At 69.1% G+C, this 24,950-nt stretch carries 24 protein-coding genes and 1 riboswitch; of the genes, 17 read left to right on the top strand and 7 right to left on the bottom strand.

The window, feature by feature from the left end:
* The first annotated feature begins 22 nt into the window (after positions 1-22).
* A complete protein-coding gene (locus WDLP6_RS02330) occupies positions 23-1,357 on the top strand; it encodes an aminotransferase class III-fold pyridoxal phosphate-dependent enzyme (protein ID WP_162591047.1) in 1,335 nt (444 codons plus the stop codon).
* Here WDLP6_RS02330 and WDLP6_RS02335 read toward each other — a convergent pair.
* The 3 genes from WDLP6_RS02335 to WDLP6_RS02345 form a co-directional block, all read right to left on the bottom strand.
* Positions 1,341-2,168, bottom strand: coding sequence for a ChaN family lipoprotein (locus WDLP6_RS02335; RefSeq protein WP_162591048.1), 828 nt, complete (start codon positions 2,166-2,168; stop codon positions 1,341-1,343). The genes WDLP6_RS02330 and WDLP6_RS02335 overlap by 17 nt on opposite strands.
* Before the next feature lie 50 nt (positions 2,169-2,218).
* On the bottom strand, positions 2,219-2,497 hold the full coding sequence (locus tag WDLP6_RS02340; protein WP_174259916.1) for a BTH_I0359 family protein: 279 nt from the start codon (positions 2,495-2,497) through the stop codon (positions 2,219-2,221).
* A 122-nt stretch (positions 2,498-2,619) separates the two neighbouring features.
* Complete coding sequence (locus WDLP6_RS02345; protein ID WP_162591050.1) at positions 2,620-3,822, bottom strand: DUF3108 domain-containing protein; 1,203 nt, start codon at positions 3,820-3,822, stop codon at positions 2,620-2,622.
* A 99-nt stretch (positions 3,823-3,921) separates the two neighbouring features.
* Here WDLP6_RS02345 and WDLP6_RS02350 point away from each other — a divergent pair, with 99 nt between their 5' ends.
* Positions 3,922-4,938, top strand: a complete 1,017-nt coding sequence (locus tag WDLP6_RS02350; protein ID WP_162591051.1) for a fumarylacetoacetate hydrolase family protein — start codon at positions 3,922-3,924, stop codon at positions 4,936-4,938.
* A 46-nt stretch (positions 4,939-4,984) separates the two neighbouring features.
* Here WDLP6_RS02350 and WDLP6_RS02355 read toward each other — a convergent pair whose 3' ends face one another.
* Positions 4,985-5,752 (bottom strand): helix-turn-helix domain-containing protein, encoded by a 768-nt coding sequence (locus WDLP6_RS02355; protein WP_162591052.1) that lies wholly within the window; start codon positions 5,750-5,752, stop codon positions 4,985-4,987.
* 74 nt (positions 5,753-5,826) lie between these two features.
* On the opposite strand from WDLP6_RS02355, the gene WDLP6_RS02360 reads away from it, so the two are divergent.
* Genes WDLP6_RS02360 through WDLP6_RS02370 form a run of 3 tightly spaced genes read left to right on the top strand, consistent with a single transcriptional unit; the run spans position 5,827 to position 8,823 of the window.
* Positions 5,827-7,581 (top strand): FAD-dependent monooxygenase, encoded by a 1,755-nt coding sequence (locus WDLP6_RS02360; RefSeq protein ID WP_162591053.1) that lies wholly within the window; start codon positions 5,827-5,829, stop codon positions 7,579-7,581.
* Positions 7,578-7,805 carry a DUF2783 domain-containing protein gene (locus WDLP6_RS02365; RefSeq protein WP_162591054.1) on the top strand — a complete coding sequence of 76 codons (228 nt, stop codon included), beginning with the start codon at positions 7,578-7,580 and terminating at the stop codon, positions 7,803-7,805. The genes WDLP6_RS02360 and WDLP6_RS02365 overlap by 4 nt, the downstream gene beginning before the upstream one ends.
* 43 nt (positions 7,806-7,848) lie before the next feature.
* On the top strand, positions 7,849-8,823 hold the full coding sequence (locus tag WDLP6_RS02370; protein ID WP_162591055.1) for a Bug family tripartite tricarboxylate transporter substrate binding protein: 975 nt from the start codon (positions 7,849-7,851) through the stop codon (positions 8,821-8,823).
* Between the two features lie 135 nt (positions 8,824-8,958).
* Here WDLP6_RS02370 and WDLP6_RS02375 read toward each other — a convergent pair whose 3' ends face one another.
* On the bottom strand, positions 8,959-10,125 hold the full coding sequence (locus WDLP6_RS02375; RefSeq protein WP_162591056.1) for a toxin-antitoxin system YwqK family antitoxin: 1,167 nt from the start codon (positions 10,123-10,125) through the stop codon (positions 8,959-8,961).
* 270 nt (positions 10,126-10,395) lie between these two features.
* Between WDLP6_RS02375 and WDLP6_RS02380 the strand changes: the two genes are divergently transcribed.
* The 6 genes from WDLP6_RS02380 (at position 10,396) to WDLP6_RS02405 (ending at position 17,043) form a co-directional block, all read left to right on the top strand.
* Entirely contained in the window at positions 10,396-11,262 is an 867-nt protein-coding gene (locus tag WDLP6_RS02380) for a TraB/GumN family protein (protein WP_162591057.1), read from the top strand.
* Between the two features lie 27 nt (positions 11,263-11,289).
* Positions 11,290-11,652 carry a DUF2946 family protein gene (locus WDLP6_RS02385; RefSeq protein ID WP_162591058.1) on the top strand — a complete coding sequence of 121 codons (363 nt, stop codon included), beginning with the start codon at positions 11,290-11,292 and terminating at the stop codon, positions 11,650-11,652.
* 87 nt (positions 11,653-11,739) lie between these two features.
* The gene (locus tag WDLP6_RS02390; protein ID WP_162591059.1) at positions 11,740-14,031 is read left to right on the top strand and encodes a TonB-dependent receptor; all 2,292 of its coding nucleotides are present in this window, start codon (positions 11,740-11,742) and stop codon (positions 14,029-14,031) included.
* 26 nt (positions 14,032-14,057) lie between these two features.
* The gene (locus WDLP6_RS35440) at positions 14,058-14,954 is read left to right on the top strand and encodes a copper chaperone PCu(A)C (protein WP_162591060.1); all 897 of its coding nucleotides are present in this window, start codon (positions 14,058-14,060) and stop codon (positions 14,952-14,954) included.
* A 67-nt stretch (positions 14,955-15,021) separates the two neighbouring features.
* Entirely contained in the window at positions 15,022-15,735 is a 714-nt protein-coding gene (locus WDLP6_RS02400; protein ID WP_162591061.1) for a PhaM family polyhydroxyalkanoate granule multifunctional regulatory protein, read from the top strand.
* Between the two features lie 39 nt (positions 15,736-15,774).
* Positions 15,775-17,043, top strand: a complete 1,269-nt coding sequence (locus WDLP6_RS02405; protein WP_162591062.1) for an FIST signal transduction protein — start codon at positions 15,775-15,777, stop codon at positions 17,041-17,043.
* A 22-nt stretch (positions 17,044-17,065) separates the two neighbouring features.
* On the opposite strand, the gene WDLP6_RS02410 is transcribed toward WDLP6_RS02405, so the two are convergent.
* Both WDLP6_RS02410 and WDLP6_RS02415 read right to left on the bottom strand, forming a co-directional pair.
* Positions 17,066-18,310, bottom strand: coding sequence for an FAD-dependent oxidoreductase (locus tag WDLP6_RS02410; RefSeq protein ID WP_162591063.1), 1,245 nt, complete (start codon positions 18,308-18,310; stop codon positions 17,066-17,068).
* A gap of 72 nt (positions 18,311-18,382) precedes the next feature.
* Positions 18,383-18,490: riboswitch (glycine riboswitch) on the bottom strand.
* Between the two features lie 153 nt (positions 18,491-18,643).
* Complete coding sequence (locus tag WDLP6_RS02415) at positions 18,644-19,378, bottom strand: helix-turn-helix domain-containing protein (protein WP_162565620.1); 735 nt, start codon at positions 19,376-19,378, stop codon at positions 18,644-18,646.
* 120 nt (positions 19,379-19,498) lie between these two features.
* Here WDLP6_RS02415 and WDLP6_RS02420 point away from each other — a divergent pair, with 120 nt between their 5' ends.
* The 6 genes from WDLP6_RS02420 to WDLP6_RS02445 all read left to right on the top strand — a co-directional run bounded on the left by WDLP6_RS02420 (position 19,499) and on the right by WDLP6_RS02445 (position 24,926).
* On the top strand, positions 19,499-20,344 hold the full coding sequence (locus WDLP6_RS02420) for a hypothetical protein (RefSeq protein ID WP_162591064.1): 846 nt from the start codon (positions 19,499-19,501) through the stop codon (positions 20,342-20,344).
* A gap of 21 nt (positions 20,345-20,365) precedes the next feature.
* On the top strand, positions 20,366-22,318 hold the full coding sequence (locus WDLP6_RS02425) for an MFS transporter (protein ID WP_162591065.1): 1,953 nt from the start codon (positions 20,366-20,368) through the stop codon (positions 22,316-22,318).
* A complete protein-coding gene (locus tag WDLP6_RS02430; protein WP_162591066.1) occupies positions 22,318-22,977 on the top strand; it encodes a phosphatase PAP2 family protein in 660 nt (219 codons plus the stop codon). The genes WDLP6_RS02425 and WDLP6_RS02430 overlap by 1 nt, the downstream gene beginning before the upstream one ends.
* Positions 22,978-23,080: 103 nt before the next feature.
* The gene (locus WDLP6_RS02435) at positions 23,081-23,566 is read left to right on the top strand and encodes a YiaA/YiaB family inner membrane protein (protein WP_162591067.1); all 486 of its coding nucleotides are present in this window, start codon (positions 23,081-23,083) and stop codon (positions 23,564-23,566) included.
* 11 nt (positions 23,567-23,577) lie between these two features.
* A complete protein-coding gene (locus tag WDLP6_RS02440) occupies positions 23,578-24,045 on the top strand; it encodes a hypothetical protein (protein ID WP_232076940.1) in 468 nt (155 codons plus the stop codon).
* Between the two features lie 89 nt (positions 24,046-24,134).
* Complete coding sequence (locus WDLP6_RS02445; protein WP_162594941.1) at positions 24,135-24,926, top strand: DUF2145 domain-containing protein; 792 nt, start codon at positions 24,135-24,137, stop codon at positions 24,924-24,926.
* Positions 24,927-24,950 lie beyond the last annotated feature (24 nt).

Consider the following 24,950-nt stretch of genomic DNA (forward strand, 5'->3'; position numbering starts at 1 on the left):
ACGCAATCTGCAGGAGCGACCCATGGCCTTCAACGACTTCAACATGGACAACCAGTGGTTGCCCTTCACCCCCAACCGGCATTTCAAGAAGGACCCGCGCGTCTTCGTCGCCGCCGACGGCATGGAGTTCACCACGCACGACGGCAAGAAGGTGATCGACGGCATCTCGTCGCTGTGGTGCGTGGGCGCGGGCCACAACCGCAAGCCCATCAACGAGGCGATCAAGAAGCAGCTCGACACGCTCGACTACGCGACCGCCTTCCAGGTCAGCAACGACAAGGCCTTTCGCACCGCCGAGATGATCGCCGCGATGGCACCCGGCGACCTCAACAAGGTGCTGTTCTGCAACTCGGGCAGCGAGGCGGCCGACACCTCGCTCAAGGTCGCGCTGGCCTACCACCGCGCGCGCGGCGAAGGGCACCGCAACGTCTTCATCGGCCGCGAGAAGGGCTACCACGGCGTTGGGTTCGGTGGCATGTCGGTCGGCGGCATCCCGGGCAACCGCAAGGTGTTCGGCTCGGCCTTCCTGCCGCGCGTCGATCACATGCGCTTCATCCACGATCCGGTCAACCACGCCTACATCCACAACGAATTGCCGGTATGGGCCGAGGATGCGCTGGCCGACCTCGAGCAGCGCATCCTGCCGCTGCACGATCCGAGCAACGTGGCCGCGATCATCGTCGAGCCGATCGCGGGTTCGGCCGGCTGGTATCTGCCGCCGAAGGGTTACCTGCAGAAGCTGCGCGAAATCTGCGACAGGCACGGCATCCTGCTGATCTTCGACGAGGTCATCAGCGGCTTCGGGCGCATGGGCACCAACTTCGCGTCGGACTATTTCGGTGTCGTGCCCGACATGCTGAACTTCGCCAAGTGCGTGACCAACGGCGTCATTCCGCTGGGCGGCGTGATCTGCCGCGACAAGCTGTACGACGCGATGATGAACACCTCGGCGCCGGAGCACGTGGTGGAGTTCTTCCACGGCTACACCTACTCGGGCCACCCGGTCGCCTGCGCGGCCGCGATCGCGACGCTCGAGCTGTACCAGAAGGAGCAGCTCTTCGCGCGCGCCGGCGAGATGGGCAAGGTGCTGGGCGATGCGTTCCACGGCACATTCAAGGGCCTGCCGAACGTGATCGGCATCCGCAGCCTGGGCCTGGCCGCGGCCGTCGAACTCGCGCCCATCGCCGGTTCACCCGGCAAGCGCGCGTACGACATCTTCCTGGACTGCTACCACAAGGGCGCGCTGGTGCGACCGGCCGGCGATGTGCTGGTGATCGCACCGCCCTACATCGTCGAGAAGTCGCACATCGACACGCTGGTCAACACGCTCGCGGATTCCATCAAGAAGAACGCCTGAGGCTTTCGCAGTAGTCCTTCTCGGGCAGCGCGGGCGTCTGCCACACGCTGTCGAAGGCGGCGCTGCGTTCGCCCGCGGCGCCGGCCTGCAGCTGCACGGTCCTGACGCGAAGGTCGGTCGGCAGATGCTGCGGCACGCCGAGCGCCTTGGTGGTGTGGCCCGAGCCGCTCAGCAGCAGCACCGTCTTGCCCGGCACGCGCGCCTTGACGATGGCCTGTGCCATGGCGCGGTCGCGTGCGATCTGGATGCGCGTCATCGGCACGATCTGCGATTCGGGCAGCAGGTCGCAATGGCCCGCGCGCACGGCGTCCTGCTGCGCGGCGCGGGCTGCGTCGCCGAGCTGCGCATCGAGCGAGACATCGGCCATCGCGTCCTTCATGTGCTCGCGCGGCAGGTTGGCGCCGACCACCGGCACGCCCGCATGCACCGCGGCCATCACGGCGGGGCCGTAGTCGCTCCAGGGCCAGGCCTTGTCATCCCAGCTCAGGGCGGTGCGCACCTGCGACTCGCTGGCCGTCCGGTCGAGGTAGCCGGTGCTGTTGCCCTCTTCGGCCATTTCGAGTGCGAGCGCCGCGAGCCGGCCGCGCTCGACCAGCGCCTGGACCGCTTCGCGCTCGATCAGGTGATGCGCGGGTGCGTCGTGCTGTTCGCCGATCAGCAGCGCGTCGGCGGGAAGCAGGGACGCGATGCGACGACTCACCGGCGCATCGTCGGCCGGCGCGAAGGCGCTGCAGCCGGCCAGCGCGATCGCGCCGAGCAGCAGCGCCCAGCGCGGCGAAGAGGGGAGCAACGGAAATGGGCTGGGCGGCATCCGGTTCATCCTATGCCAGCCCGCCGCGGCATGCAGCCGGCCTGTGAAGCTCAGTGCACCAGAACCGGCGTGTGCGCCAGCTCGGCGTAGCCTTCGAGCGTGTCCTCGACCTCTTCCTGGGTCGGCGTCTTGAGCTGCCAGGCGGTGATCTGCTGCTGGAACAGTTCGGCCCACGAGCCGTCGAGGTAGACCTCCTTGCCCGAGCGCTTGTCGACGATCTCGAAGCCATGGCGCGCCAGCACGGGCACGTGCGGTGCGATCGGCGCTTCGCCTTCGGTCGGCTGCACGTGCACGACGACGAAGGAGTCGGAGTCGTAGAGCATTTGCATTTCGGGTCCAGTCAGGATGTCGATGGCATTCATGGTGTCTAGATAGCAATCAACGCGCCAGTTTCAAGACGGCTGTCGTCTTGTAGGCACGGACCGGGATTTTTTGTGCTGTTTTGGGCGTTTCACTGCCGCAATGGCAGGATTTCCCGCAGCTGCAGGTCGGCGAAGTCGCCATTGGCCTGGGTCTGCTTGATGCGCACCGGCAGGTAGCCCAGTTCCGGCGCCACCCAGAGCTCCACCTTGTCGTCGAAGGGCTTGCGCGGGTTGCGCGTGAGCTTGCGCACCGTGTAGTCGCCGGCCGGCAGACTCAGCTTTTCCTCGCCCTCGACGTTGAAGGTCCAGATGTCGGCATCGCGCGGTCCGACGGTCTGGATGGCGATGACCGCGCCCTGCGGGTAGTGCGCCGGATCGCCCGCGAGCAGGGCGCCGAGCTGCATCACGATGCTCAGGCGGTCCTGCGCGCCGGCCATCAGCGGCGCGCTCGGCGTGTTGCTGCTGAAGACGATCGTTCCCTGGTCGCGCACGAAGTGCGAGGCCACCTCGGTCTTGCGCGTTTCCGAGAAGCGCGCCGGCTCGATCCCCGTGGGGCCGATCATGCCGGCGCTGTGCTGCGTGCGGATCGTCCGGAACAGGAAGGTGAGCGACAGGCGGGCGTCGTACTGCTGGCCGTCCTGCAGCCATGCCAGCTCGCCGAACACGCCCTGCATCGGCGAAGTGCCCTGCTGGCCGGTGACCGCGAAGGCCAGCTTGACGGAGCCGGGGATGCGCAACGCGACCGGACCTGCCACGTTGCCTGAGGCATTGCCGCTGGCCGTGGCTGCAGATGTCGACGCCGAACCCGATGCGCCCTTTGCGCCGCTGACCGCGGCGGGGCCGCTCGCTGCCGCGACGGCCGGCGGCGCGGCGGCCGATGCCGCCTGCTCCGCCGCGACCGCCGCATTGGCCTGGGCAATCAATTGCTCCAGCGGAATGTCGGGCGTCGCCACGCTGTCCGGCGTGGGGCTGGGCTGCGGCGCGGGCGACGGAGCCGGTGCCGGCGCGCGCGGCCGCGCCGCGGGCCGGGGACGCGGGGGCCTCGGCGGCGACGGCCGGGCCTCGGCCCCTGCGGGCGCCGCCGGCGCCGGCTCCGCAGCGGCCGGCGGCCCGATCACGATGGTGCGCGTGATGAATTTGTTGGCCAGCGGCGAGGGCCGTGGCCCGACGGCGGCCGGCGTCAGCCCCAGCAACACCAGGTGCACCAGCACCACCGCCACCGTCAGCGCCGCGATCCCGCGCCAGGGCGGGCGCGGGGCGGCGGGCAGGGCAGGGGCGGCGAGCGTCGGCATCGGGAGTGGATCGGACGCCGGCCCCGAGGTTCACCTCGGTACACTGCCGCCCGTTCAACCAGTTTAGTTGCGATGCCGCACCGGCATCCGAGGCCACCCATGAAACTCGCCACACTCAAGGACGGCTCGCGCGACGGCCAGCTCGTCGTCGTCTCGCGTGACCTTGCCAGCGCCCACTACGCCACCGGCATCGCCAGCCGCCTGCAGCAGGTGCTCGACGACTGGGGCTTCATGAGCCCGCAGCTGCAGGACCTGTACGACGCGCTCAACGCCGGTCGCGCGCGCCACGCCTTTCCCTTCGATCCCGCGCAATGCATGGCGCCGCTGCCGCGCGCCTACCAGTGGGCCGACGGTTCGGCCTACCTCAACCATGTCGAATTGGTGCGCAAGGCGCGCAACGCCGAGGTGCCCGAAAGCTTCTACACCGACCCGCTGATGTACCAGGGCGGCAGCGACGACTTCATCGGCCCCTGCGATCCGGTCGTGGCCGGCAGCGAGGCCTTCGGCATCGACTTCGAGGCCGAGATCGCGGTCGTCACCGGCGACGTGAAGATGGGCGCTTCGCCCGCGCAGGCGCTCGACGGCATCCGCCTGCTGATGCTGGCCAACGACGTCAGCCTGCGCAACCTGATCCCGGCCGAACTCGCCAAGGGCTTCGGCTTCTTCCAGAGCAAGCCCGCGACCGCCTTCAGCCCGGTCGCCGTCACGCCCGACGAGCTCGGCGAAGCCTGGCAAGGTGGCCGCGTGCATCTCGCGCTGCAGAGCACCTGGAACGGCCGCAAGGTCGGCATGTGCGATGCGGGCGAGGAGATGACTTTCCACTTCGGCCAGCTGATCGCGCACATCGCGAAGACGCGCAACGTGCGCGCCGGCAGCATCGTCGGCAGCGGCACCGTGAGCAACAAGGGCGTCGAGAAGAACGGCCGCATGGACTGGCCCAAGGGCTACAGCTGCATCGCGGAGAAGCGCTGCACCGAGACCCTCCAGGACGGGCAGCCGAGCACCGAGTTCATGAAGTACGGCGACACGATCCGGATTGAGATGAAGGGGACGGATGGGCATTCGATCTTCGGGGCGATCGATCAGGAAGTGGTGGCGCCGGGCGCTGCCAAGTAGCGTCGGTTGCAGCCTGCCCGTTGCGGGTTCGTCGCGGGCCGGCCCTTCAGAGCATCAGCAATTCCTTGAGCGTGCGTATCCCCAACCGCCGAAACGCCCGGTACTGATGCGTGCGCACCGTCGTGAGCTCGATGCCGATGTCGCGCGCGGTTTCCTTGGCGGTCTTGCCGGCCAGCAGATGGCCGACGACCTCGCGTTCGCGCAGGCTCAGCACGAGCAGGCGCGAGGCCATGGCCGGCGAGGCGGCCTCGCGCGCGGCGACGGCGCTGCGGCCGTGCGCGGCCGTCGCATCGGCCAGCAGCGCGGCGTGTGCTTCGAGCAGCGCGAAATCGGCGGCGCTGAAATCGGGCTGCGCGAGGCTTCGGTAAAAGCTCACGGCTGCGCGCTGACCCGTCGGCAGCAGCAGCAACACCGAGGCGCGCTCGCGGATGCCGACGTCGCCGTAGCAGGCCGCGCGATAAGCAGGGTCCGCCACGTCCGCCGCATGGTGGTGCCCGAGCCATAGCTGCGCGCGCTGGGGCAGCTTGCGCGCGGCGAGCCAGACCATGTTGGGATCGAGCAGGTCGAAGCGCTGCGCCACGTAGCGTTCGGCCGTGCGCTCGGCCGTGTTGCCATAGGAACTCGCGGCCGACACGGTCTCGATGCGGCCGCTGCCGCCCACCGCGAACACGGTGCAGAAGGTGACCGGCAGCACGCGCTGCATGGCCGCAAGGTAGCTGGCCGCCAGGTGCGCCGTGCCGATGCCGGCGAGCACGTCGCGGACCACGGGCGCCGCCAGGTCGCGGTCGGCGGCATGCAGAGGCCAGCGCTTCATCGGCATCCAAGGGTTGTCACTTCGTACGAAGTTACGACATCGGCTTCGCGAGCGCATGCGGACAATCCCTTCGCATGGACACCGCGATCACCGCTTCCTCTTCTTCGCCGGCAGCGCGTGCAGGCGATGCCGCGACCGGGCCCTTGCCACCCGAGGCCGGCGCACTGCCGCCCTCGATCGGCGCGTTCCACTACACGCGCTTCGCGCCCCGGCTGCCGGCGCTGGAAGAGGGCATCGAGCCGGGCCGCCATCCGGTCGTGATCGCGGGCGGCGGGCCGGTCGGCCTGTCGCTCGCGCTCGGCCTCGCGAACCACGGCGTGCACAGCGTGATCCTGGAAGCCGACGACACGGTCTGTGTCGGCAGCCGCGCGTGCTGCATCTCGCGCCGCAGCCTGGAGATCGTCGAGCGCCTCGGCGCGCTGCCTGCCTTCCTGGCGAAGGGCCTGCCCTGGACAGTCGGCCGCAGCATCTACAAGACCGACGAGGTGTTCCGCTTCGAGATGCCGCACGACGCGCATCAGAAGCTGCCGCCGATGATCAACCTCGAGCAGTACTACATCGAACAGTACCTGCTGGACGAGATCGTGCGCCGCAACGAGGCCGCGCCCGGAAGTATCGACATCCGCTGGGGCACCGAGCTCGCCGGCTTCACGCAGGACGCCGCGGGCCTGACGCTGCAGGCGCGCAATGCACTGGGCGACTATGCGCTGCATGCCGGATGGCTGGCCGGCTGCGATGGCGGCCAGAGCTTCGTGCGCAAGTCGCTCGGCCTCGAGCTCGAAGGCACGGCCTACGAGGGCCGCTACGTGATCATCGACATCGAACTGCACAGCACGCATCCGACCGAGCGCCGTGCCTGGTTCGATCCGCCGTGGAACCCGGGCTCGACCGTGCTGATGCACCGCCAGCCCGACGACATCTGGCGCATCGACTACCAGCTGCGCGCGGGGCAGAGCACCGAGGAGGCGCTGCAGCCGGCCGCGGTGCAGGCCTTCGTGCAGCGCCATCTGGAAGCCATCGGCGAAGGCCACCTGCCGTGGCACACCGTGTGGACCTCGGTCTACCGCGCCGGCGCGATGACGCTGGAAAACTACCGCCACGGCCGCGTGCTGTTTGCCGGCAACGCGGCGCACGCCATGCCAATCTTCGGCGTGCGCGGCCTCAACTCGGGCTTCGACGATGCCGACAACCTGGCCTGGAAGCTGGCGCTGGTGGCGCGCGGCGTGGCCGATGCGTCGCTGCTCGACAGCTATTCGCAGGAGCGCATCGCGGCCTTCCACATCAACGCCGAGAGCGCGATGCGCAGCACCGAGTTCATGTCGCCGCCGTCGCGCGGCTTCGATCTGCTGCGCGAGGCGGCGCTGTCGCTGTCGGGCGCGCACCGCGGCATCGCCAACCTGATCAATCCGCGGCAGACACAGGCGGTGCGCTATGAGGGCTCGCCGCTGTCCAGCGAAAGCGATGCGCTTGCGGCCGGGCCGGTGCCCGGTGAGGCGATGCCGGAGCAGTGGCTCGCGCCGGACCTGCATCTGAGCGATCGGCTGGGGCCGGCGTTCACCGTGCTCGTGCTGAACATGGACCGTATGGATGCCGCGCTGGCCGCCGAGATCGCCGAGGCCCGGACGGGTCCGCTGCAGGTCGTGCGGCATGAGCTCCCTCCGGGCACCGCGCCCGAGGCGGTCTTCGCTGCGCTGGGCGCGCAACAGGGCGCCGTCTACCTCTTGCGTCCGGATGGCCACGTGGCCGCGCGCTGGCGCCGTGTGCCCGTCGGCGCGTTCAGGTTGGCATTGGCGCGCGCCGCGGCGCTCGCAGAAAGGGAATCCGCATGACGGCATTGAATCCGGATGCGCGCGACCGGCTGTATGCCGACTGCGCGCGCGCCATCAGCGAGGCGGGTGCCGAGCGAGAATCGTTGTTCCTCGCACGGCTCGCGCTGCTGCTGTTCGAGCAGATCGGCGACGAGGCGCGTTGCCGGACCGCGCTGGCGCAGGCGCTGGACGGTCTGCCGATGCCATCGCTGTCCGCCGCGGCGGCGACGGGACGCGCGGGCTGAGTTTCTTCGACAAGAATTTTTCCAACCACCAGGAGACTGACCGATGGATCGCAGAACACTGCTCACCACCCTTGCCGCCGGCGCGACGGCCGCCGCCGCGCCATGGGCCCGCGCGCAAGGCTATCCCGAGCAGCTCATCCGCTGGATCGTGCCGTACCCGGCAGGTGGCGGAACCGACGTGATCGCGCGCACGCTGGCCGAGGCGATGCGCCAGACGCTGGGCCAGCAGATCATCATCGACAACCGGCCCGGCGCGTCGACCAACATCGGTGCCGACCTGGTCGCCAAGTCCAAGCCCGACGGCTACACCATCCTGTCGGCCGACAACGCGCTCCTGGCCTTCAACGAGTACCTGTACAGCAAGCTGCCTTTCAACCCTGCCAAGGACTTCAGCTACATCGGCGCGATCGGCAAGTTCCCGCTCGCGCTGGTGGTGAACCCGGCCTTTCCGGCGCAGGACTTCAAGTCTTTCCTCGCCTACGTCAAGGCCAACCCGGGCAAGGTCAACTACGCCTCGCCCGGCAACGGTTCGCCGCACCATCTCGCGATGGAGCTGTTCAAGAACCATACCCGCACCTTCATCACGCACATTCCCTATCGCGGCGCGGCGCCCGCGATGGCCGACGTGATGGGCGGCCAGGTGCCGTGCATGTTCCTGGACCTGGCGTCGGGGCTGTCGATCATGCAGAGCAAGAAGGTGCGCGTGCTCGCCATCGGCTCGGGCGCGCGCTCGAAGCTCTTGCCCGACGTGCCGACGCTGGCCGAAGTGGGCGTGCCCCATACCGAGGTGTTCGCGTTCCAGGGCATCCTCGGCCCGGCCGGGCTGTCGCCCGCGGTCGTCAACCGGCTCAATGCCGACCTCAACCGTGCCTTCGGCGCGCCCGCGGTGCAGAAGCACTTCAACGACTTCGGCATGGAAGCGATGCCCGGAAGTCCTGAGCAGTTCGCGGCCTTGTCGCGTGCCGAGTCGCAACGCTGGGGTCCCATCATCAAGGCCGCCAACATAAAGCTGGACTGATCGAATCCAGCAGCAGTGGCCGGCGAAGCCAGGCCCCTTCGTGAAACACCGCGGATCCGGCTTCGCCGGTCCGCCGGTGTTGCCCCCGGCAGGGGGTGGAGAGCGACACGAAGTGCGCGAGCCTGGGGGCGAGCTCTATTTTGATTTGCGGGAACCGTCGGCGAAGACCTCGTCGTCGCGCTGGACCTGGCCGTTCTCGTCCCAGGTGCGCTCGCGCGTGATGCGGCCCTTGCCGTCGTAGACCGATTCGGCCATCAGCGTGCCCTTGTCGTTGAAGCGCCGATGCACGCCCACGGCCGTGCGGCGAAAGCGGTCGATGACCAGGAAGCGGCCGGAGCTCGCGGGCTGGCCGTTGTCGTGGAACTCGTTGATCTCGACGGTGCGCGGCGCATCGCCTTCGCTGTAGATCGCCTTCGTGCGCGGCTGGCCGTTGAGGTAGTAGCTGTCGTCGCTGAGCGGATCGCCGGCGGCGTTCCATCGCTGGTCGCGCACCAGCGTGCCCCGCTCGGAGAACTCCTGCACGCGCTGCCTGATCGCACCGCGCTCGCTCAGCGTGGACACCACCTCGCGCCGCTTGATGCCTTCGGAGGAGAAGCTGCGCTCGGTGCGCTGGTTGCCGACGATTTCGTCCTGCGCCGCGGGCCTGCCGTTGTCGTAGAGGTCCTCGCTGCGCACCCGCTTGCCCGCGGCGTACGAGAGCCGCGAGCGCAGCGTTCCCTTGCTGTCGTAGAGCTCGACCTGCGACGGGCCGTCGGTGAAGCCGCACAGCCGCGCGTCGTCGGCCGCCGGCGCCAGCATCGGCTTGTCGCCGCAGCGCAGCAACGCGAGGCGGCCCGAGGGCGTGAAGTCGACGGCCGCGCGTTCGCCGCCCGGCTCCGCATAGAAAGCGGCGCGCCGCAGCGAGCCGCCGGGATAGAAGTTGCGCACCAGGCCGGTCTCGCGGCCGTCGTCGTAGACCGCTTCGCGCAGCACCTGGCCGGTCGGCGAGAACTCGCGCGCGGGGCCATCCATGTTGCCGCGCTCGTTCACGCTCTGTTCCTTGACCAGCTTGCCTTTTTCGTAGAAGCGCACCAGGCCCATGAAGACACCGTTCTGCAACTGCTGTTCGCGCATCAGCACGCCGGTGTCGCGGTCCTTGCAGCGCATCAGGCCGGACTTGCCGGCGATCGTGTCGCCATTGGCGGGATTGACGCTCCGGCCGTCGAGTTCGCAGTCCTGCACCGCCTGCGCGGCGTTGGCCAGCAAAAGGCCGCCGACGATCAGCGCGGCCAGGCGGAAGGCGATCGGTCCGACAGCGCTCATGCTGCGTGGACGCGAAGGGCGCGTGGATAGAGGCCAGGCATGGCCGCGAATTATCCGTCGCGGGACGCTGACAGAATGCGCATTCCGTTTCTCGCCGCGGCCCGCAAAGCCCGATCATCCGTGACCTTTTTCTCGTTTCTCCGCACGTTGCCCCGGTGCTTGCGTGCAGGGGCCGTGTTCTGTGGCGCAGGCCTGGTCTTTGCTGCGGGCGCAGCCCAGGCCGCACCGGCCGGCGAGTCCGCGAGCCCTGCCTGCCCGCCGGCCGCTGTGATGCCCGATCTGTCCCGGGATGGGCTGGCCGCGGCGATGCAGCGTGCCGTCGACCGCGGGATTCTCTGGCGCATCGACAAGGACGGCCACAGCTCGTGGCTCTACGGCACGCTGCATCTGGGCGAAGCCGACTGGATGTTCCCGGGGCCGACCGTGCGGCGCGCCATGGCGGAGAGCGACACGGTGGCGCTCGAGCTCGACCCGCTCGACCCGGCGACGCAAGCCGCCTTCGCCGCGCCCATCGACGAGGCTGCCGCGGCCCGCGTGCTCACGCCCGAACGCCGGCGCCGGCTCGACCGGCAGGCCGCGCGCGCCTGCGTGCCCGAAGCGACGCTCGCCAGGATGCCGCCTGTGCTGCAGGCCACCACGCTGGCCTTGCTCAGCGCACGCACCGACGGCCTGTATGCGCAGTTCGGTTCCGAGGCCTTTCTGTCGGGTCTGGCACGCGGCCGCGGCAAGCCCGTCGTGGCCCTCGAAACCGCGGCGGCGCAATGGAAGGCCCTGATCGGCGGTTCCGAAGCGGACCAGGGCGAGCAGGTCGACGCAGCGCTCGACGAGCTCGAGGCCGGCCAGAGCGCGGCCAAGACCAGCGAACTCGCGCAGGCCTGGGCGCACAGCGATGGGTCCAAGCTGGACCGCTATGCGCAGTGGTGCGGCTGCATGGACACGGCCGCCGACCGCCGCATGCTCCGGCGATTGCTCGACGACCGCAACCCGCACCTGGCCGACGGCATCGCGCGGCTGCATGCCGAAGGCCAGCGCGTGTTCGGCGCCGTCGGCGCGCTGCACATGATCGGGCCGCTCGGCCTTCCGGCGCTGATGGCAGCGCGCGGATTTCGCGTGACACGAATGTTGCCCCGGCCCTGAGCCGGACTGGCCGATAATCCCCGTCTCATGACCGCCGTCCCGCGCCGCCTTCGCCGCCTCTGCAGCTTTGTGCTGTTGTGGTTCGTCGCGTCGCTGGGCGTGGCGATGGCCTCGCCGGTGGTGCATCCGCGTGCGATGGAGCTGGTCTGCTCCGCGGCCGGCGCCGTCAAGGTGATCGTGCACACGGACGACGGCGCGCAGGACATGGGCATGGGCCACATGGATTGCCCGTTGTGCATGCTGGCCGGCGCGCCGCCGCCGACGACGCCGGCCGTCTCGATGCCCTCGATCCTGCCGCTGGCCCACGCAGTCCAGCCGATTCCGGCCGCGCGCATCGCCGCGGCCACCGCTGCGCCCTTGCCGGCGCGCGGGCCTCCCGTTCTCCTCTGACCCTGCTGTAGCTATCGCCGCACGGCGCCCGCTGAACGGGCGTGGTGCTTCGCAGTCACGGCCCCGCGCGGGCCGAGGAGAACCCCAATGAAGAGAACGTGGCTGGCGCTCGCATGCAGCGCCGCCTGCCCATGGAGCATGACCGCCTTCGCGCAGGACGTGCCCGAACTCGCCAAGTCGCTCGGCGTGGTGACCGTCACCGGCGGCCGCCCGACCTCGCTGCCGACGCAGATCCCGACCACCATCGAAGGCATCACCGGCGAGCAGATCGAAACCACGGTCAATGCCACCGACAGCGAGGACGCGCTCAAGTACTTTCCGAGCCTGCTGGTGCGCAAGCGCTACATCGGGGACTACAACCACGCCATCCTGTCCACGCGCGCCTCGGGTACCGGCAACAGCGCACGCTCGGCGGTGTATGCCGACGGCATCCTGCTGTCGAATTACCTCGGCAACGGCATCGCCAACGGCACCAACTTCGCGCCGCGCTGGGGACTGGTGACGCCCGAGGAGATCGAGCGTGTGGACGTGATGTATGGCCCTTTCTCTGCGGCTTATCCGGGCAACTCGGCGGGCGCCGTGGTCGACTACGTGACCCGCATGCCCACGCAACTGGAGGCGCACGTCAAGGCCGGCTATGCGTCGCAACCCAACGACCTGTACAACACGCATCAGAGCTTCGACAGCTGGCAGACCAGCGCCTCGATCGGCAGCCGGAGCGGCGACTGGTCATGGTGGATCGACGTCAACCGCACGACCAGCAACAGCCAGCCGCTGACCTTCACGACGGCGACCATCGCCTCGGGCACACCGGGCGCGGCCGGCACGCCGGTGACCGGCTTCGTCCCGGGGCTGAACACGACCAACACGCCGTGGTACATCCTGGGCACCGGCACGCAGTACCACACGGAACAGGACCATGCCAAGCTCAAGCTGGCCTACGACTTCTCGCCCACCGTCCGCGCGACCTACACGCTGGGCTATTGGCAGAACAGCGCCGAAGCCCGGCCGGCCAGCTATCTGACCAACGCGGCGGGCTTGCCGGTCTATGCGGGCGCGGTGAACATCGGTGGCCGCAGCTTCACGCTCGCGCCGACGGCGTTCCCGCTCGCCGACGATGCGCAGACGCACTACATGCACGGCCTTTCGGTCAAGAGCAACACGCAGGGCGTGTTCGATTGGGAAGTGACCGCCAGCCTGTACGACTATGCCAAGGACACCGAACGCGCACCCACCGTCGCCTTGCCGCTGGCGGCCATCGGCGGCGCCGGCACGCTGCAGGACCAGGGCGGCACCGGCTGGAACACCCTCGCGGCCAAGGGCACCTGGCGCCCGCAGGGTGTGGGCGGTGCGCACATCGTCGACTTCGGCGTCGGGCGCGATGCCTATGAGCTGGACATCCTGAAGACCAATGTGCTGGGCAACTGGCAGGACGGCCCGGGATCCTCGCCGGTCAGCGACGTCGGCGGTCGCACGCAAACGTACAACGCCTGGGCGCAGGACGTCTGGTCTTTTGCGCCGAAGTGGAAGGCCGTGCTGGGCTTGCGCTACGGGCACTGGGAGGCCCGCGACGGCTTCACGTCCGCAGGGATCAATTCGCAGTCCTATGCGGCTCGCAGCGAGTCGGATCTTTCGCCCAAGGCCGCGCTGGCCTATCAATGGACCCAGGACACCGTGCTCAAGGCTTCGGTCGGCCGTGCCGTGCGCTATCCCACCGTGGGCGAGCTGTATGGCGCCACCACGGGCGGCGCGCTGTCCTTCATCAACGATCCGAACCTCAAGCCGGAGAAGTCGTGGACCGGCGAGCTTTCGCTCGAGAAGGACCTCGGCAACGGACTCGCCCGCGCGACGCTGTTCCACGAGACCACCCGGGATGCGCTCTTCAGCCAGCTCATCCCGGGCACGACGGTGTCGGCGGTCCAGAACATCGACAAGGTGCGCACCACCGGGCTGGAGCTGGCCTATACCGGGCAGGACGTGTTCATGAAGGGCGTGGACCTCGGCGGCAGCCTGACCTTTGCGGATTCGAAGACCGTGGCCGATGCCGCCTTCCCGGCCGCCGTGGGCAAGTGGCAGCCGCGCGTGCCGCGCTGGCGCTCGACCGTGTTCGCGACCTGGAAGCCCGATGCGCGCTGGGCTTTCACGGTCGCGGCGCGCTACAGCGGGCGGCAGTACTCGACGCTCGACAACAGCGACGTCAACGCCTTCGCCTACTTCGGCGCCAGCAAGTACTTCACCGTCGACCTGCGCGTGCGCTACCAGATCGACAAGCAGTGGTCCGCCGCCTTCGGCATCGACAACGCCAACAACGACCCGTACTGGAACTTCCATCCCTATCCGCAGCGCACCTTCAGCGCTGAACTCCGCTTCGACCTCTGACTCCCACTTCTCACCAAGGAACGCTCATGACCTCCTCATCCCTTCTCAAGACCCTTGCCGCATGCGCCCTCGCCGCCGGCGCCGGCGGCGCCATGGCCCACGTGACCCTGCCGCCGGGTGCCGCCACCGTGGGCAGCGACTACACCGCCGCATTCCGTGTCGGCCATGCCTGCAAGGACGCCACCGCGACCCGCGGCATCGCCGTGCGCCTGCCTGCCGGCTTCGTGCTGGCCGATGCGCAGGCGCGGCCGGGATGGAAGCTCGACGTGCAGCGCGCGGCCGGCGAAGTCCGCTGGAGCGCCGAGTCGCCGGGCACCGCCGTGCCTACGGCCGAGCATGCCGAGTTCGTGCTGCGCGGCAAGGTGCCCGCGAAGCCCGGCGTGCTGTGGTTCAAGGTGCTGCAGACCTGCGACGTGGGGCAGGCCGACTGGGCGCAGGTGCCGGCCTCGGGCAGCTCGACCGCCGGGCTGGAGAACCCCGCGGCCAGGCTCGAGGTGGTGGCGGCCGGCGTGGCCACGGTCGACGTGCGCGACGGCTGGGTTCGGCAATCCGTTCCGGGCCAGAGCGGCAGCGGCGCCTTCATGAAACTCACCGCGCCGACGGGCGCCCGGCTGGTCGGCGTGTCGACACCCGCGGCCGGCGTGGCGGAAGTGCACGAGATGAAGATGGACGGCGACACGATGCGCATGCGCGCGATGCCGGTGCTCGAGCTGCCGGCCGGCAAGACGGTCGAGCTGACACCCGGCGGCTACCACGTGATGCTGATGGACCTGAAGCAGCCGCTGGTGAAGGGCACAACCGTGCCGATGACGCTGCGCTTCGAGGATGCCAAGGGCGCATCGAGCTCGCTCGAGGTCCAGCTGCCGGTGGGCACGGGCGCGGATGCCGGGGCGTCGGCGCACGATCACATGCACATGAAGTGAGGGTCTCGAAATCGCCATGCCTTGGAGTAAGCTGCCTGCACAAGAACCACCTGCCAGGAGATCTCCCATGAGCGATGCGAGCAAACCCTTTGCCTTCAGCCAGTTCGTTCCGGGCTTCGATTTCCTCAAGAACCTTGCGGGCGCCAGCGCATCGGCCGGCCCGAGCGCGGTGCCGGGCCTGCCGAGCCTGTCGAGCTGGGTGGCACCGACGCTGAGTGTCGAAGAGGTCGACAAGCGCATCCAGGAACTCAAGACCGTGCAGTACTGGCTGGAGCAGAACGGCCATGCGCTCAAGGCCACGATCCAGGCGCTCGAAGTGCAGAAGATGACGCTCTCGACATTGCGCGGCATGAACGTGCGCATGGAAGATCTCGCGAGCGTCTTCACGCGGCAGGCTGCCGCGCCATCGCCATCGCCTGCAGCAGCCCCGGCGCCGCGGCCGGCGGCAGCGCCCGAGGCGAAGGCCGAGGAAGCGCCGGCCGCTGAAGCGAAGCACACCGAGCACCCCCGGAAGCCGGCTGCTGCCGCGTCAGCACCGGACGCCGCCGGCGTCGTCGACCCCTTGCAATGGTGGGGCGCGCTCACGCAGCAGTTCCAGCAGATCGCGAGTTCGGCCTTGCAGGACGCCTCCCAGCTGAAGGTGCCCGCGATGGCCCAGCCGCTGGCCGATGCGGTCGGCAAGGCCATGGGCGCCGCACCCGGCAAGCCGGCACGCAAGACGCCCGCGGCCGCCGCGAAGAAGCCATCCGCCGCAGCCAGGCCGGCGGCGCGCAAGCGCTGACGAAGAGGTCGAACGGACCAGACAGAGAAAGCCGAGGCCATGAAACTGTTTCCCTCCGGTCATGCCACCCATCCGCAGTGGCGCATGGCGGCCGGGCTCGTGCTCGCCCAGCTGCGCGCGCAGATGGCGCTGCCCGACTACGCACGCGCACCCACGCTGGGCCTGCTCTACATCACCGACCACTACGCGGCCGATGCGCAGGAGATCCTCGATCACCTCGGCGCCGAGCTGCCCGAGATCACCGACTGGTCCGGCACGGTGGGCGTGGGCGTGGCGGCCAACAATGCCGAGTACTTCGACGAACCCGCGTTGAGCGTGATGCTGTGCCAGCTGCCGAGCGACCAGTACCGCGTGTTCTCCGGCGTCGCGCCTCTGGCCAGTTCCGAGACGAGCGGCTTTGCGCCGCACACGGCGCTCGTGCATGCCGACCCCGCCACGCAGGATCTCACCGAGCTGATCGCGGAAATGGCCGGGCGCACCGACACCGGCTATCTGTTCGGCGGTCTGTCGTCGGGGCGTGGCGGCGCCCTGCAGTTCGCCATCGGCGGCAACGGCAACATCCGCGGCCATGGCGCGGCGGGCGGCGTGTTCTCGGGCGGCCTCTCGGGCGTGGTGTTCGGCGAAGGCGTGCGGCTGGTCTCGCGCGTCACGCAGGGCTGTCAGCCGGTGTCGCGCGAACGCGAGATCACCGAAGCCGACGGCAACCTGCTGCTCAAGCTCGACGGCGAACCGGCGCTCGACGTGCTGCTGGCCGATCTGCATGTGTCGCTCGACATGCCGCAGCAGGCGATCGACGCGGTGCGCGCCACGCTGGTCGGTCTCGCCGATGCGGGCAGCGACGGCATCCGGCGCACCGGCGACCTGGGCGCCGACGTGCTGGTGCGGCACATCATCGGGCTCGATCCGACGCGTCGCGGCGTGGCGATCGCCGACGTCGCCGAAGCCGGCATGCGCATGACCTTCTGCCGCCGCAATGCGCAGGCGGCGCGCGCCGATCTCATGCGTGTCTGTGCCGAGATCCGCGAGGAACTCGAACCCGAGGAGCAGACGCTGGCGACGGCGCGCGCGGTCGCGGCCGGCGAGGCCGAGGCCGCGCCCCATCCCGCACGCCGCATCGCGGGCGCGGTGTACGTGAGCTGCTCCGGCCGCGGCGGCCCGCATTTCGGCGCGCCCGGCGCGGAGCTGCAGATCGTGCGGCATGCGCTCGGCGACGTGCCGCTGGTCGGCTTCTTCGCGGCCGGCGAGATCGCGCGGCATCACCTGTACGGCTACACCGGCGTGCTGACGGTCTTCATCGGCGCCGATTGAGCGCGAGGCGGCCTGCGCCGGCCTACATGCCGCGGAAGGCGAACTCGAGTTCGGGCCGCAGGCCGCTCATGATCCGGGCGATCGACTTGCCGGCGCCGCAGACGTGCACCCAGCCATGCGCGCCGGGCGCGGTGTTGAGGAACAGGTTGGGCAGCCGCGTCTTGCCGATCATGGGCAGCCCGTTCCGGCTCACCGCATGCCCGACGGTTTCGAGCGTGGCGTGCGCCGTGTCGGCGGCGCCGGGGAACAACTGCTCGAAGCGGCGCAGGATGGCGTCGAAGCGATCGGAGTCGGCTTCGCCTTCCTCGTCGAGGCGGTCGCGCGCGAAGCCCGAGACCCGCAGGGAATCGCCCGCCGGCGTCTCGATGCGCGTGATGCGCAGCTTGCCCTGGCGGTCCCGCAGGGTTACGCGCGGAGCGCGGGCGGCATCCTTGATCGGCATCGTGACGATGTACTCGCGCAGGTGGCGCAGCGGCATCGCGATGCCCAGTTGCTGCGCATGCGGCGCGCCGGCCGCGCCGAGCGCGAGCACATAGGCCTGGGCGCGCATGGCCGTGGGCCGGCCGCCGGCATCGCGCAGTTCGACGTGGTCGATGCGGCCCTCGCGCTCGTGCAGCGACACCACCGTGTGCTTCATCGCGAAGCGGACCCCGGCCGCGCGGCACAGGAAGACGAGGCTGGCCGCGAACTGGGCCGGATCGCGCGCCGGGTCGTCCTGCGTATAGGCCGCGCCGGCGAGGCCTATGCGCATCGCCTGCAGCGCCGGCTCGATGCGCAGCGCGTCCTCGGGCGAGAGCAGGCGTTCTTCGCAGCCCAGCCTGTTCCAGTGCGCGGCGCGGGCCGTGCGGTCCTCGAAAGCGGCAGCGTCCGTGTAAAGGCTCAGCAGGCCTGCGGTGCGCGCGCTCTGGGGCATGCCGGCTTCGTCGCTCAGCGCGCGCACGCTTTCGCGGCTGTAGGCGGCCAGGCGAACGAGATGCTCGAACGGATCGGACTTGCGGCGTTCGCCGATGGCACGGTCGAGCAGCCGGGCCAAGTGCCTTCGCAGGCGGCTGTACAGCGCCGATTCCTTGCGCTTCGTGCCGGCAGGGGATGAGGACAGTGCCGCCGGCTGCGCTGCGGCGCCTTCCTCATGGCGGTTCACGCGGCCGCGCGCCTTGGCCGCGGGGCTCGCGTGCCGGTCGACCACCGTCACCTCGTGGCCCAGCTGTTGCAGGTAGTAGGCCGATGCGACGCCGAGCAGGCCGGCGCCCAGAACAATCACGCGCATGTCCGTATCCTTTGGGGATGGCACGAACGGCGGGTGGCGGCGCGGATGGCGGCCTTCACCCGGGGTTCAGACTGCCGCTCCCCTGTCCTTGTACCTGAGAGATTCACCCGCGTGCGACCCGCAGCGGGCTTGCTCCTTCGGAGCGCCGCGTGCCGCGGCGGCTCTCCAGTCGGCGATTGATCAACAACGATGCAGTGACCGAATCGCCTTCGGCGATTCACCTGAGCGTTCATGGGAGTTTGCGCCATCGGTGGGATGGTGGGGATCATCCGCTTTTCTGCGATCGGTAGTCCAGCGCAGAAACCGGTTTCTTGAATCATGTGGGCGACCCGCTCAAGCCCGGCGCAGGCGCGTGAAAAGCTCGAATTCCCAGTTGCGCATGCCGAGCAGCAAGGTATAGCCCTCGCGTTCCTTGGGCGACAGCTTCTGGTCGGTCTGGTGCTGCTGGGCGAAGTCCTGGGCCACGCGCTGCAGGCGTTCGAGGAAGGCGGGCGCCAGCGAGCGGCTGATCGAGCCGTGGACCAGCAGCAGGCCTTCGGCCGGCCCGTCGAAGCCGCCCTTGTAGTAGTCGAGCACCACGTTCTCGCGGAAGAAATCCATCACCGGGCCATGCGGGCGCCAGCGGAAGGTCTTGGCCAGCTTGAGGCGGTAGCGGTTCAGCGGACGCAGCTCGATGATGCCGATGCGGTCGAGCTGGGCCAGGTAGCCGATGCACTCGGCCTGGCTGATCCGGTAGGCGGTGACGATCTGCTCCAGCGTCCACTGGCTCAGCACGTTGATCGCCACCAGCAGCAGCTTCTTGTCCTTGACCACGGCATTTTCCTGCTCGAGCGTCAGCTCCTTCAGCAAGGGCTGATCGTCGGCCACACGGCGGGCGAGTTCGGCGAAATCGATCTTGAGTGCGCGGCAGATCGCGTCGACCCGCGTGAGCGGCATGTCGCCCTTGGCGAGCATGCGCTTGACGCTGGACTCGGCCATGTCGAGCGACTTGGCGAGATCCGCATAGGTCATGCGGGCATTCTTGAGTTCGTTCTTCAGGGCCTGGACGAGGTCGACGGTGGTGCTCATGGGAAGAGTATTGCCTGTTGATACCAAGGGGCGTTGGAAATTGCTCCGTATCGATTTTCGATGCCCGAGAGGGGGTTGGCAACCTACATTCCGCCCCACCGCCACCCCACGGAGTCCGCCATGTCCCTGCTGTCTTCCCTTTCCCGCCGCGAGCGCGGCCTGCTGTCCGTGTTCGCGTTGCTGACCTTGGTTGCGGTCGCCGGGCCGGATCTGCAAGCGACCGAACTGCCGCCGGCCGTGTTCGCCGATACCCAGGCCTGGCACGGGCTGCCGAACGCGATGGATGTGCTCAGCAACCTGCCCTTCCTGGTCATCGGGCTCTGGGGCCTGCGCTGGCTGCACTGGCTCGACCGGGCGCATGAAGACGTGCTGGATGCGGTGCCGCTGCCGCCATCGATGGTCCATCCGCCGGTCAATGCCCTCGATTGCGCCTGGATGTTCTTCGCCGGCCTGATCCTCACCGCCGCCGGCTCGGCCTTCTACCACCTGCAGCCCGACGACCTGCGCCTGGCGGCGGACCGCGCCGGCATGGCGGTCGCCTTCGCGGGGCTGGTCGGCTTCGCCGTCTGCGAACGGGTCAGTGCACGCGCCGGCTGGCCGGCCGCGTGGTTCGTGCTGGCGGCCGGGCTGCTGGCGGTGGGTGTCTGCGAGGAGACGGGCAACATGCTGCCATGGGGACTGGTCCAGTTCGGCGGCATGGCGCTGGTGCTGACGCTGGCGCTCGGCAGGCCGATGCATGGCGCGGTCGGGCTCAGGCTCGGCTGGGTGGTCTTCTTCTATGCGTTGGCGAAGTTCTTCGAGTTCTCGGACGGCGCGATCTTCCAGGCCACGCATCAGCTGGTATCCGGCCACACGCTCAAGCATCTGACGGCCGCGCTGGCGGGATTGCCCGTGCTCCATGCACTGCAGGCCATGGGTCGTCGGACGCTGCGGCACAATCCGGGCGCGGCCGCAGTGACGGCCTGAGGAACCCGCAAGGGCATTCGCATGACCATCCCTGCCGACGCTTCCCTCGTCCTCGCGCCCGACGCGCCGGCGCACGCCAACCAGTTCGCGTTGCTGGGGCAGCGACGCTTCGCACCCTTCTTCTGGACCCAGTTCGCGGGCGCGGCCAACGACAACCTGTTCAAGTTCGCCTTCACGGTGATGGTGACCTACCAACTCCAGCTCGGCTGGATGCCGCCGGCGATGGCGGGGTTGGCGATCGGTGCGCTCTTCATCCTGCCCTTCCTGCTTTTCTCCGCGACCTCGGGCCAGCTCACCGACAAGTACGACAAGACGAAGATGATCCGCTTCGTGAAGAACCTCGAGATCGTGATCATGGGGATCGCGGCCTGGGGCTTCATGCGTGCGGATGCCGCGGTGCTGCTGGGCTGTGTGTTCCTGATGGGGCTGCATTCGACACTCTTCGGTCCGGTCAAGTACGCCTACCTGCCGCAGGTGCTGGAGGCGCACGAACTCACCGGCGGCAACGGCGTGGTCGAGATGGGGACCTTCGTCGCCATCCTGCTCGGGCAGGTGGCCGGCGGCCTCCTGGTCGCGGTGCCGCAGATCGGCCATACCGCGGTGGCGGTGGCCTGTGTGCTGCTGGCGCTGGCGGGGCGCGGCGTGGCGCAGGCAATCCCGCGCACCCCGGCCACCGACCCGGGCCTGCGAATCAACTGGAATCCCGTCAGCGAAACCTGGCACAACCTGAAGCTCGCCCACGGCAACCTGGTGGTCTTCCGCTCGCTGCTCGGCATCTCGTGGATGTGGTTCTTCGGTGCCGTGTTCCTGAGCCAGTTCCCGAGCTTCGCCAAGGAAGTGCTGCATGGGGACGAGCAGGTGGCATCGCTGCTGCTGGTGGTGTTCTCGGTCGGCATCGGCATCGGCTCGCTGCTGTGCGAGACGCTGAGCCGGCGCCAGGTGGAGATCGGCCTGGTGCCGCTGGGCGCGATCGGCATGAGCGTGTTCGCCATCGACCTGTATTTCGCCTCGCGCGCGCTGCCTGCCTCGGCGGAGATGGGGCTCGGTGCCTTCGTCGGCCGCTCGGCGCACTGGCATGTGATGGCCGATCTCGGCCTGCTGTCCCTCTTCGCGGGGCTCTACAGCGTGCCGATGTATGCGCTGATCCAGCTGCGCAGCCAGGCCACGCACCGGGCGCGGATCATCGCGGCCAACAACATCCTCAACGCGCTGTTCATGATCGCCAGCGCGGTCATTGCCGGCGCGCTGCTGAAGGCTGGCTTCACCGTGCCGCAGATCTTTCTTTTCACCGGCATCGCCAACGCCGTGGTCGCGTTCTACATCTTCATGCTGATGCCCGAGTACCTGCTGCGCTTCGTGGCCTGGGTGCTGACGCGCTTCGTCTACCGCTTCGACGTCCGGGGCAGCGAGCACATCCCGATCGAAGGGCCCGCAGTGCTGGTGTGCAACCACGTGAGCTTCATCGATGCGGTGTTGCTGATGGCGGCGAGCCCGCGGCCGATCCGCTTCCTCATGGACCACCAGATCTTCCGGGTGCCCGTGCTCGGCGGGCTGTTCCGGCTGGCGAAGGCCATTCCGATCGCGCCGCAGAAGGAAGACCCCGCGGCGTACGAAGCCGCCTTCGCGCAGGCCGTGCAGGTGCTGCGCGAGGGTGACCTGCTGGCCATCTTCCCCGAAGGCGCGATCACGCGCGACGGCCAGCTGCAGCCGTTCAAGGGCGGCGTGATGAAGATCCTCGACGGCGCGCGGGCGCAAGGCCTCGAGGTACCCGCGGTCCCGATGGCACTGACCAACCTCTGGGGTTCGTACTTCAGCCGCGTCGAGGTCCGCGGCGGGCAGAACGTGGCGATGGTGCGTCCGTTCCGGCGCGGCTGGTTCAGCCGTGTCGGGCTCCACGTCGGCAGCGCGATGCGGCCGGCCGACGTCGCGCCCGATGCGCTCCAGGCGCGCGTGAGCGGACTCCTGAGCACCTGATGGCGTTGCCGTTTCCGGTCGGGTTCTGGCAGGTCGTCACCTGGTTCGGCGACAGCGGATTCCTGCTGCCCGCCGGTTTGTGGATCGCGGTGTGGCTCGGCATTCGGCGCAAGACCCGGCCGACCGCGCTGATCTGGATCCTGCTGTTCGGTTTCGGCGGCGCCATGATCGCCGCATCCAAGATCGCGTTCATGGGTTGGGGCATCGGCAGCGCGACCTTCAACTTCACGGGCTTCAGCGGCCACACGGCGCTGTCTGCCAGCGTCTGGCCGGTCGCGTGCTGGCTCACGGCTTCGCACTGGGAGCACCGCGTGCGCGTGACGGCGGCCTCGCTCGGCCTGCTGTTCGCGATGCTCATCGGCCTCTCGCGGCTCGCGCTCTATGCGCATTCCAAATCCGAAGTGGTGGCGGGCTTCGCGCTCGGTCTCGCTGTCAGCGGATGCTTTCTCTGGCTGCAGCACCGGCGGCCGCATCCGCGATTGAACTGGACGCTGGTGCTGGTCAGCCTGGCCACACCGATGATCTTCCTGCAGCCCGGGACGCCCGCGCCGGCCCAGGACGCGCTCGAACTGATCGCGATCCGTCTGGCGGGCACCGAGCGGGCGTTCACGCGCGATGACCTGCTGGCCCGGCGCCAGCTGCATTCGAGTATCAAATAGGGATACTGCCAGCGTTGTAGATCGCCACCGGTGCACTTATCTGCACCTTTGCGGCGGACTGCGAACCATCATTCGCGCTCCTTCACTACGCCGCGAGGCACGCATGCAATCCTCATCTTTCGCCACATCCATTCAGCGCGATACGCGCGCCTGGCAGGCCCAGGTCTGGGTCTCGTTCGGGCTCGCCGGTTTCCTCTGCGCGACCGGTCTGGCCTGGCTGCCGGGCGCCACGCTGGAGCGCGCGTTCATGGTGATGGGCTACGTGTTCTGCCTGTCGGCGGCCTTCGTGCTGGCGAAGTTTGTGCGCGACAGCCAGCGCGGCGCCATTCCCGGCGCCGGCGATACGCCGATGTGGAAGCTGGTGGTGTGGGGCGGCTTCCTCACCGCCATGGGGCTGACCGGCTGGGGGTTGCTGCGGATGGAGATCAGCGAAACCTACCGTGCCTTCCTCGGCGTCAGCTGGCTGTTCCTGATCAGCAGTGCGTTCACGCTCGCCAAGACGCTGCGTGATCGCCATGAGGCCGATCTTGCCGAGGCGCGCGTGCAGGGGCGCCGTGAAGGCCGCCTCGAAGCCGCACAAGACGAATGAGGGGCCGCATCATGATCAACAAGTCCCTCATCGCTCTGGCTGTCTGGATGGCGGCGTGTTTCGCGGCCGGCAGCCTTGTCGCACCGCTCAGCGCCCACGCGCAAAGCGAAGCCTCGGTCGGGCTCTCGCTGATGCCGGTCGCGTCGGTGGTCGGCGCTGCCTCGGCGACCGGGGCTGCGGCGGGCGCCGTGGTGGCGCTCCCTGCGGCGCTCTCGGTCGGCGGCGCGGCGCTGTCGGTGGTCGCCGTCGAAAGCGTGGAGGAGGGCACGGTCTACGTGCTCGAACGCGCCTCGGACGGTGCGCGGGCCAGCATTCGGCTGACGGGCCGCGCGGCCCATGCGGCTTCGGTCGGCGTCGGCTCGGCGGTCGCGATCAGCGTGATCGGCACCGGCGTCGTGCTGTCGGCGGCGGGCGAGGTGCTGGCCTTCATCCCCAACGCGATCGGCCGCGCACTGCTCTACGACGAGAGGCTGTCGTGAAGCGCATCCCGACCAACTTCGGCCCCTACGAGGCCGAGACCCAGGCCCACGTGCCGCGAGCGCGGCGTCTGCTGAAGACGACGCTGCAGATCACCGCCACGGTGGCGGCCGTGATCCTGGCGAGCATCTTCCTGTTCCCGCTCAACGCGCACGCCGGCCGGTCGTGCGAGCAGGTGAGGCCGAGTGCCGCCGCGATCGCCAAGGGCATGGCGCTCGCACAGCGCACGTCCGAGGCGCTCGATGCGAGCGGCGCGCGCGTGGTGCTGCTGGCCCGCGCCGGGCAGGACCTGAGCAAGTACGGCCTGCGCTATTCGCACGTCGGATGGGCCTACAAGACCGAGGCGGGGCCGTGGCGCGTGGTGCACAAGCTCAACCAGTGCGGCACTGCGGTGGCCGAGGTCTATCGCCAGGGGCTGGGCCAATTCTTCCTCGACGATCCCTGGCGCTACGAGACCGCGTGGTCTGTGCCGACGCCGGCCGTGCAGGCCCAGATGCTGGCCGCGCTCAACGAGACACCGGCGCGCATCACCCGGCTGCATGTCGAGCCCTACAGCATCGTGAGCTATGTCTGGGGCCGCAAATACCAGCAGTCGAACCAGTGGGCCATCGAGACGATGGCCGCCGCCATGGAGCCCGCCACCATCCGCACGCGCGAACAGGCGCAGGCCTGGCTGCAGTTCAAGGGCTACGAGCCGACCACGCTGAAGCTCGGCCCGCTCGCGCGGCTCGGCGGACGCATCAGCGCGGCCAACGTCACCTTCGACGATCATCCGAACGAGAAGCGCTTTGCCGATCGCATCGAAACGGTGACGGCCGACTCGGTGTTCGAATGGCTGCCGCGCGCCGGACTCGGCGCCGCGCCGGTGGTGCTCGGCCTGTAGCGCGCACCGTCATGCAATCCCTGT

It is taken from the genome of Variovorax sp. PBL-E5, from assembly GCF_901827185.1.
GTDB lineage: Bacteria > Pseudomonadota > Gammaproteobacteria > Burkholderiales > Burkholderiaceae_C > Variovorax.

What these genes read in the sequence shown, in the direction of transcription:
- WDLP6_RS02415 (WP_162565620.1), bottom strand. Translation starts at nt 19,378, where the DNA reads ATGAGCACCACCGTCGACCTCGTCCAGGCCCTGAAGAACGAACTCAAG.
- WDLP6_RS02405 (WP_162591062.1), top strand. Translation starts at nt 15,775, where the DNA reads ATGAAACTGTTTCCCTCCGGTCATGCCACCCATCCGCAGTGGCGCATG.
- WDLP6_RS02385 (WP_162591058.1), top strand. Translation starts at nt 11,290, where the DNA reads ATGACCGCCGTCCCGCGCCGCCTTCGCCGCCTCTGCAGCTTTGTGCTG.
- WDLP6_RS02360 (WP_162591053.1), top strand. Translation starts at nt 5,827, where the DNA reads ATGGACACCGCGATCACCGCTTCCTCTTCTTCGCCGGCAGCGCGTGCA.
- WDLP6_RS02370 (WP_162591055.1), top strand. Translation starts at nt 7,849, where the DNA reads ATGGATCGCAGAACACTGCTCACCACCCTTGCCGCCGGCGCGACGGCC.
- WDLP6_RS02380 (WP_162591057.1), top strand. Translation starts at nt 10,396, where the DNA reads ATGCCCGATCTGTCCCGGGATGGGCTGGCCGCGGCGATGCAGCGTGCC.
- WDLP6_RS02435 (WP_162591067.1), top strand. Translation starts at nt 23,081, where the DNA reads ATGCAATCCTCATCTTTCGCCACATCCATTCAGCGCGATACGCGCGCC.
- WDLP6_RS02350 (WP_162591051.1), top strand. Translation starts at nt 3,922, where the DNA reads ATGAAACTCGCCACACTCAAGGACGGCTCGCGCGACGGCCAGCTCGTC.
- WDLP6_RS02335 (WP_162591048.1), bottom strand. Translation starts at nt 2,168, where the DNA reads ATGCCGCCCAGCCCATTTCCGTTGCTCCCCTCTTCGCCGCGCTGGGCG.
- WDLP6_RS02345 (WP_162591050.1), bottom strand. Translation starts at nt 3,822, where the DNA reads ATGCCGACGCTCGCCGCCCCTGCCCTGCCCGCCGCCCCGCGCCCGCCC.
- WDLP6_RS02430 (WP_162591066.1), top strand. Translation starts at nt 22,318, where the DNA reads ATGGCGTTGCCGTTTCCGGTCGGGTTCTGGCAGGTCGTCACCTGGTTC.
- WDLP6_RS02340 (WP_174259916.1), bottom strand. Translation starts at nt 2,497, where the DNA reads ATGCAAATGCTCTACGACTCCGACTCCTTCGTCGTCGTGCACGTGCAG.
- WDLP6_RS02330 (WP_162591047.1), top strand. Translation starts at nt 23, where the DNA reads ATGGCCTTCAACGACTTCAACATGGACAACCAGTGGTTGCCCTTCACC.
- WDLP6_RS02425 (WP_162591065.1), top strand. Translation starts at nt 20,366, where the DNA reads ATGACCATCCCTGCCGACGCTTCCCTCGTCCTCGCGCCCGACGCGCCG.
- WDLP6_RS02400 (WP_162591061.1), top strand. Translation starts at nt 15,022, where the DNA reads ATGAGCGATGCGAGCAAACCCTTTGCCTTCAGCCAGTTCGTTCCGGGC.
- WDLP6_RS02420 (WP_162591064.1), top strand. Translation starts at nt 19,499, where the DNA reads ATGTCCCTGCTGTCTTCCCTTTCCCGCCGCGAGCGCGGCCTGCTGTCC.
- WDLP6_RS02440 (WP_232076940.1), top strand. Translation starts at nt 23,578, where the DNA reads ATGATCAACAAGTCCCTCATCGCTCTGGCTGTCTGGATGGCGGCGTGT.
- WDLP6_RS02365 (WP_162591054.1), top strand. Translation starts at nt 7,578, where the DNA reads ATGACGGCATTGAATCCGGATGCGCGCGACCGGCTGTATGCCGACTGC.
- WDLP6_RS02375 (WP_162591056.1), bottom strand. Translation starts at nt 10,125, where the DNA reads ATGAGCGCTGTCGGACCGATCGCCTTCCGCCTGGCCGCGCTGATCGTC.
- WDLP6_RS02390 (WP_162591059.1), top strand. Translation starts at nt 11,740, where the DNA reads ATGAAGAGAACGTGGCTGGCGCTCGCATGCAGCGCCGCCTGCCCATGG.
- WDLP6_RS02410 (WP_162591063.1), bottom strand. Translation starts at nt 18,310, where the DNA reads ATGCGCGTGATTGTTCTGGGCGCCGGCCTGCTCGGCGTCGCATCGGCC.
- WDLP6_RS02355 (WP_162591052.1), bottom strand. Translation starts at nt 5,752, where the DNA reads ATGAAGCGCTGGCCTCTGCATGCCGCCGACCGCGACCTGGCGGCGCCC.
- WDLP6_RS35440 (WP_162591060.1), top strand. Translation starts at nt 14,058, where the DNA reads ATGACCTCCTCATCCCTTCTCAAGACCCTTGCCGCATGCGCCCTCGCC.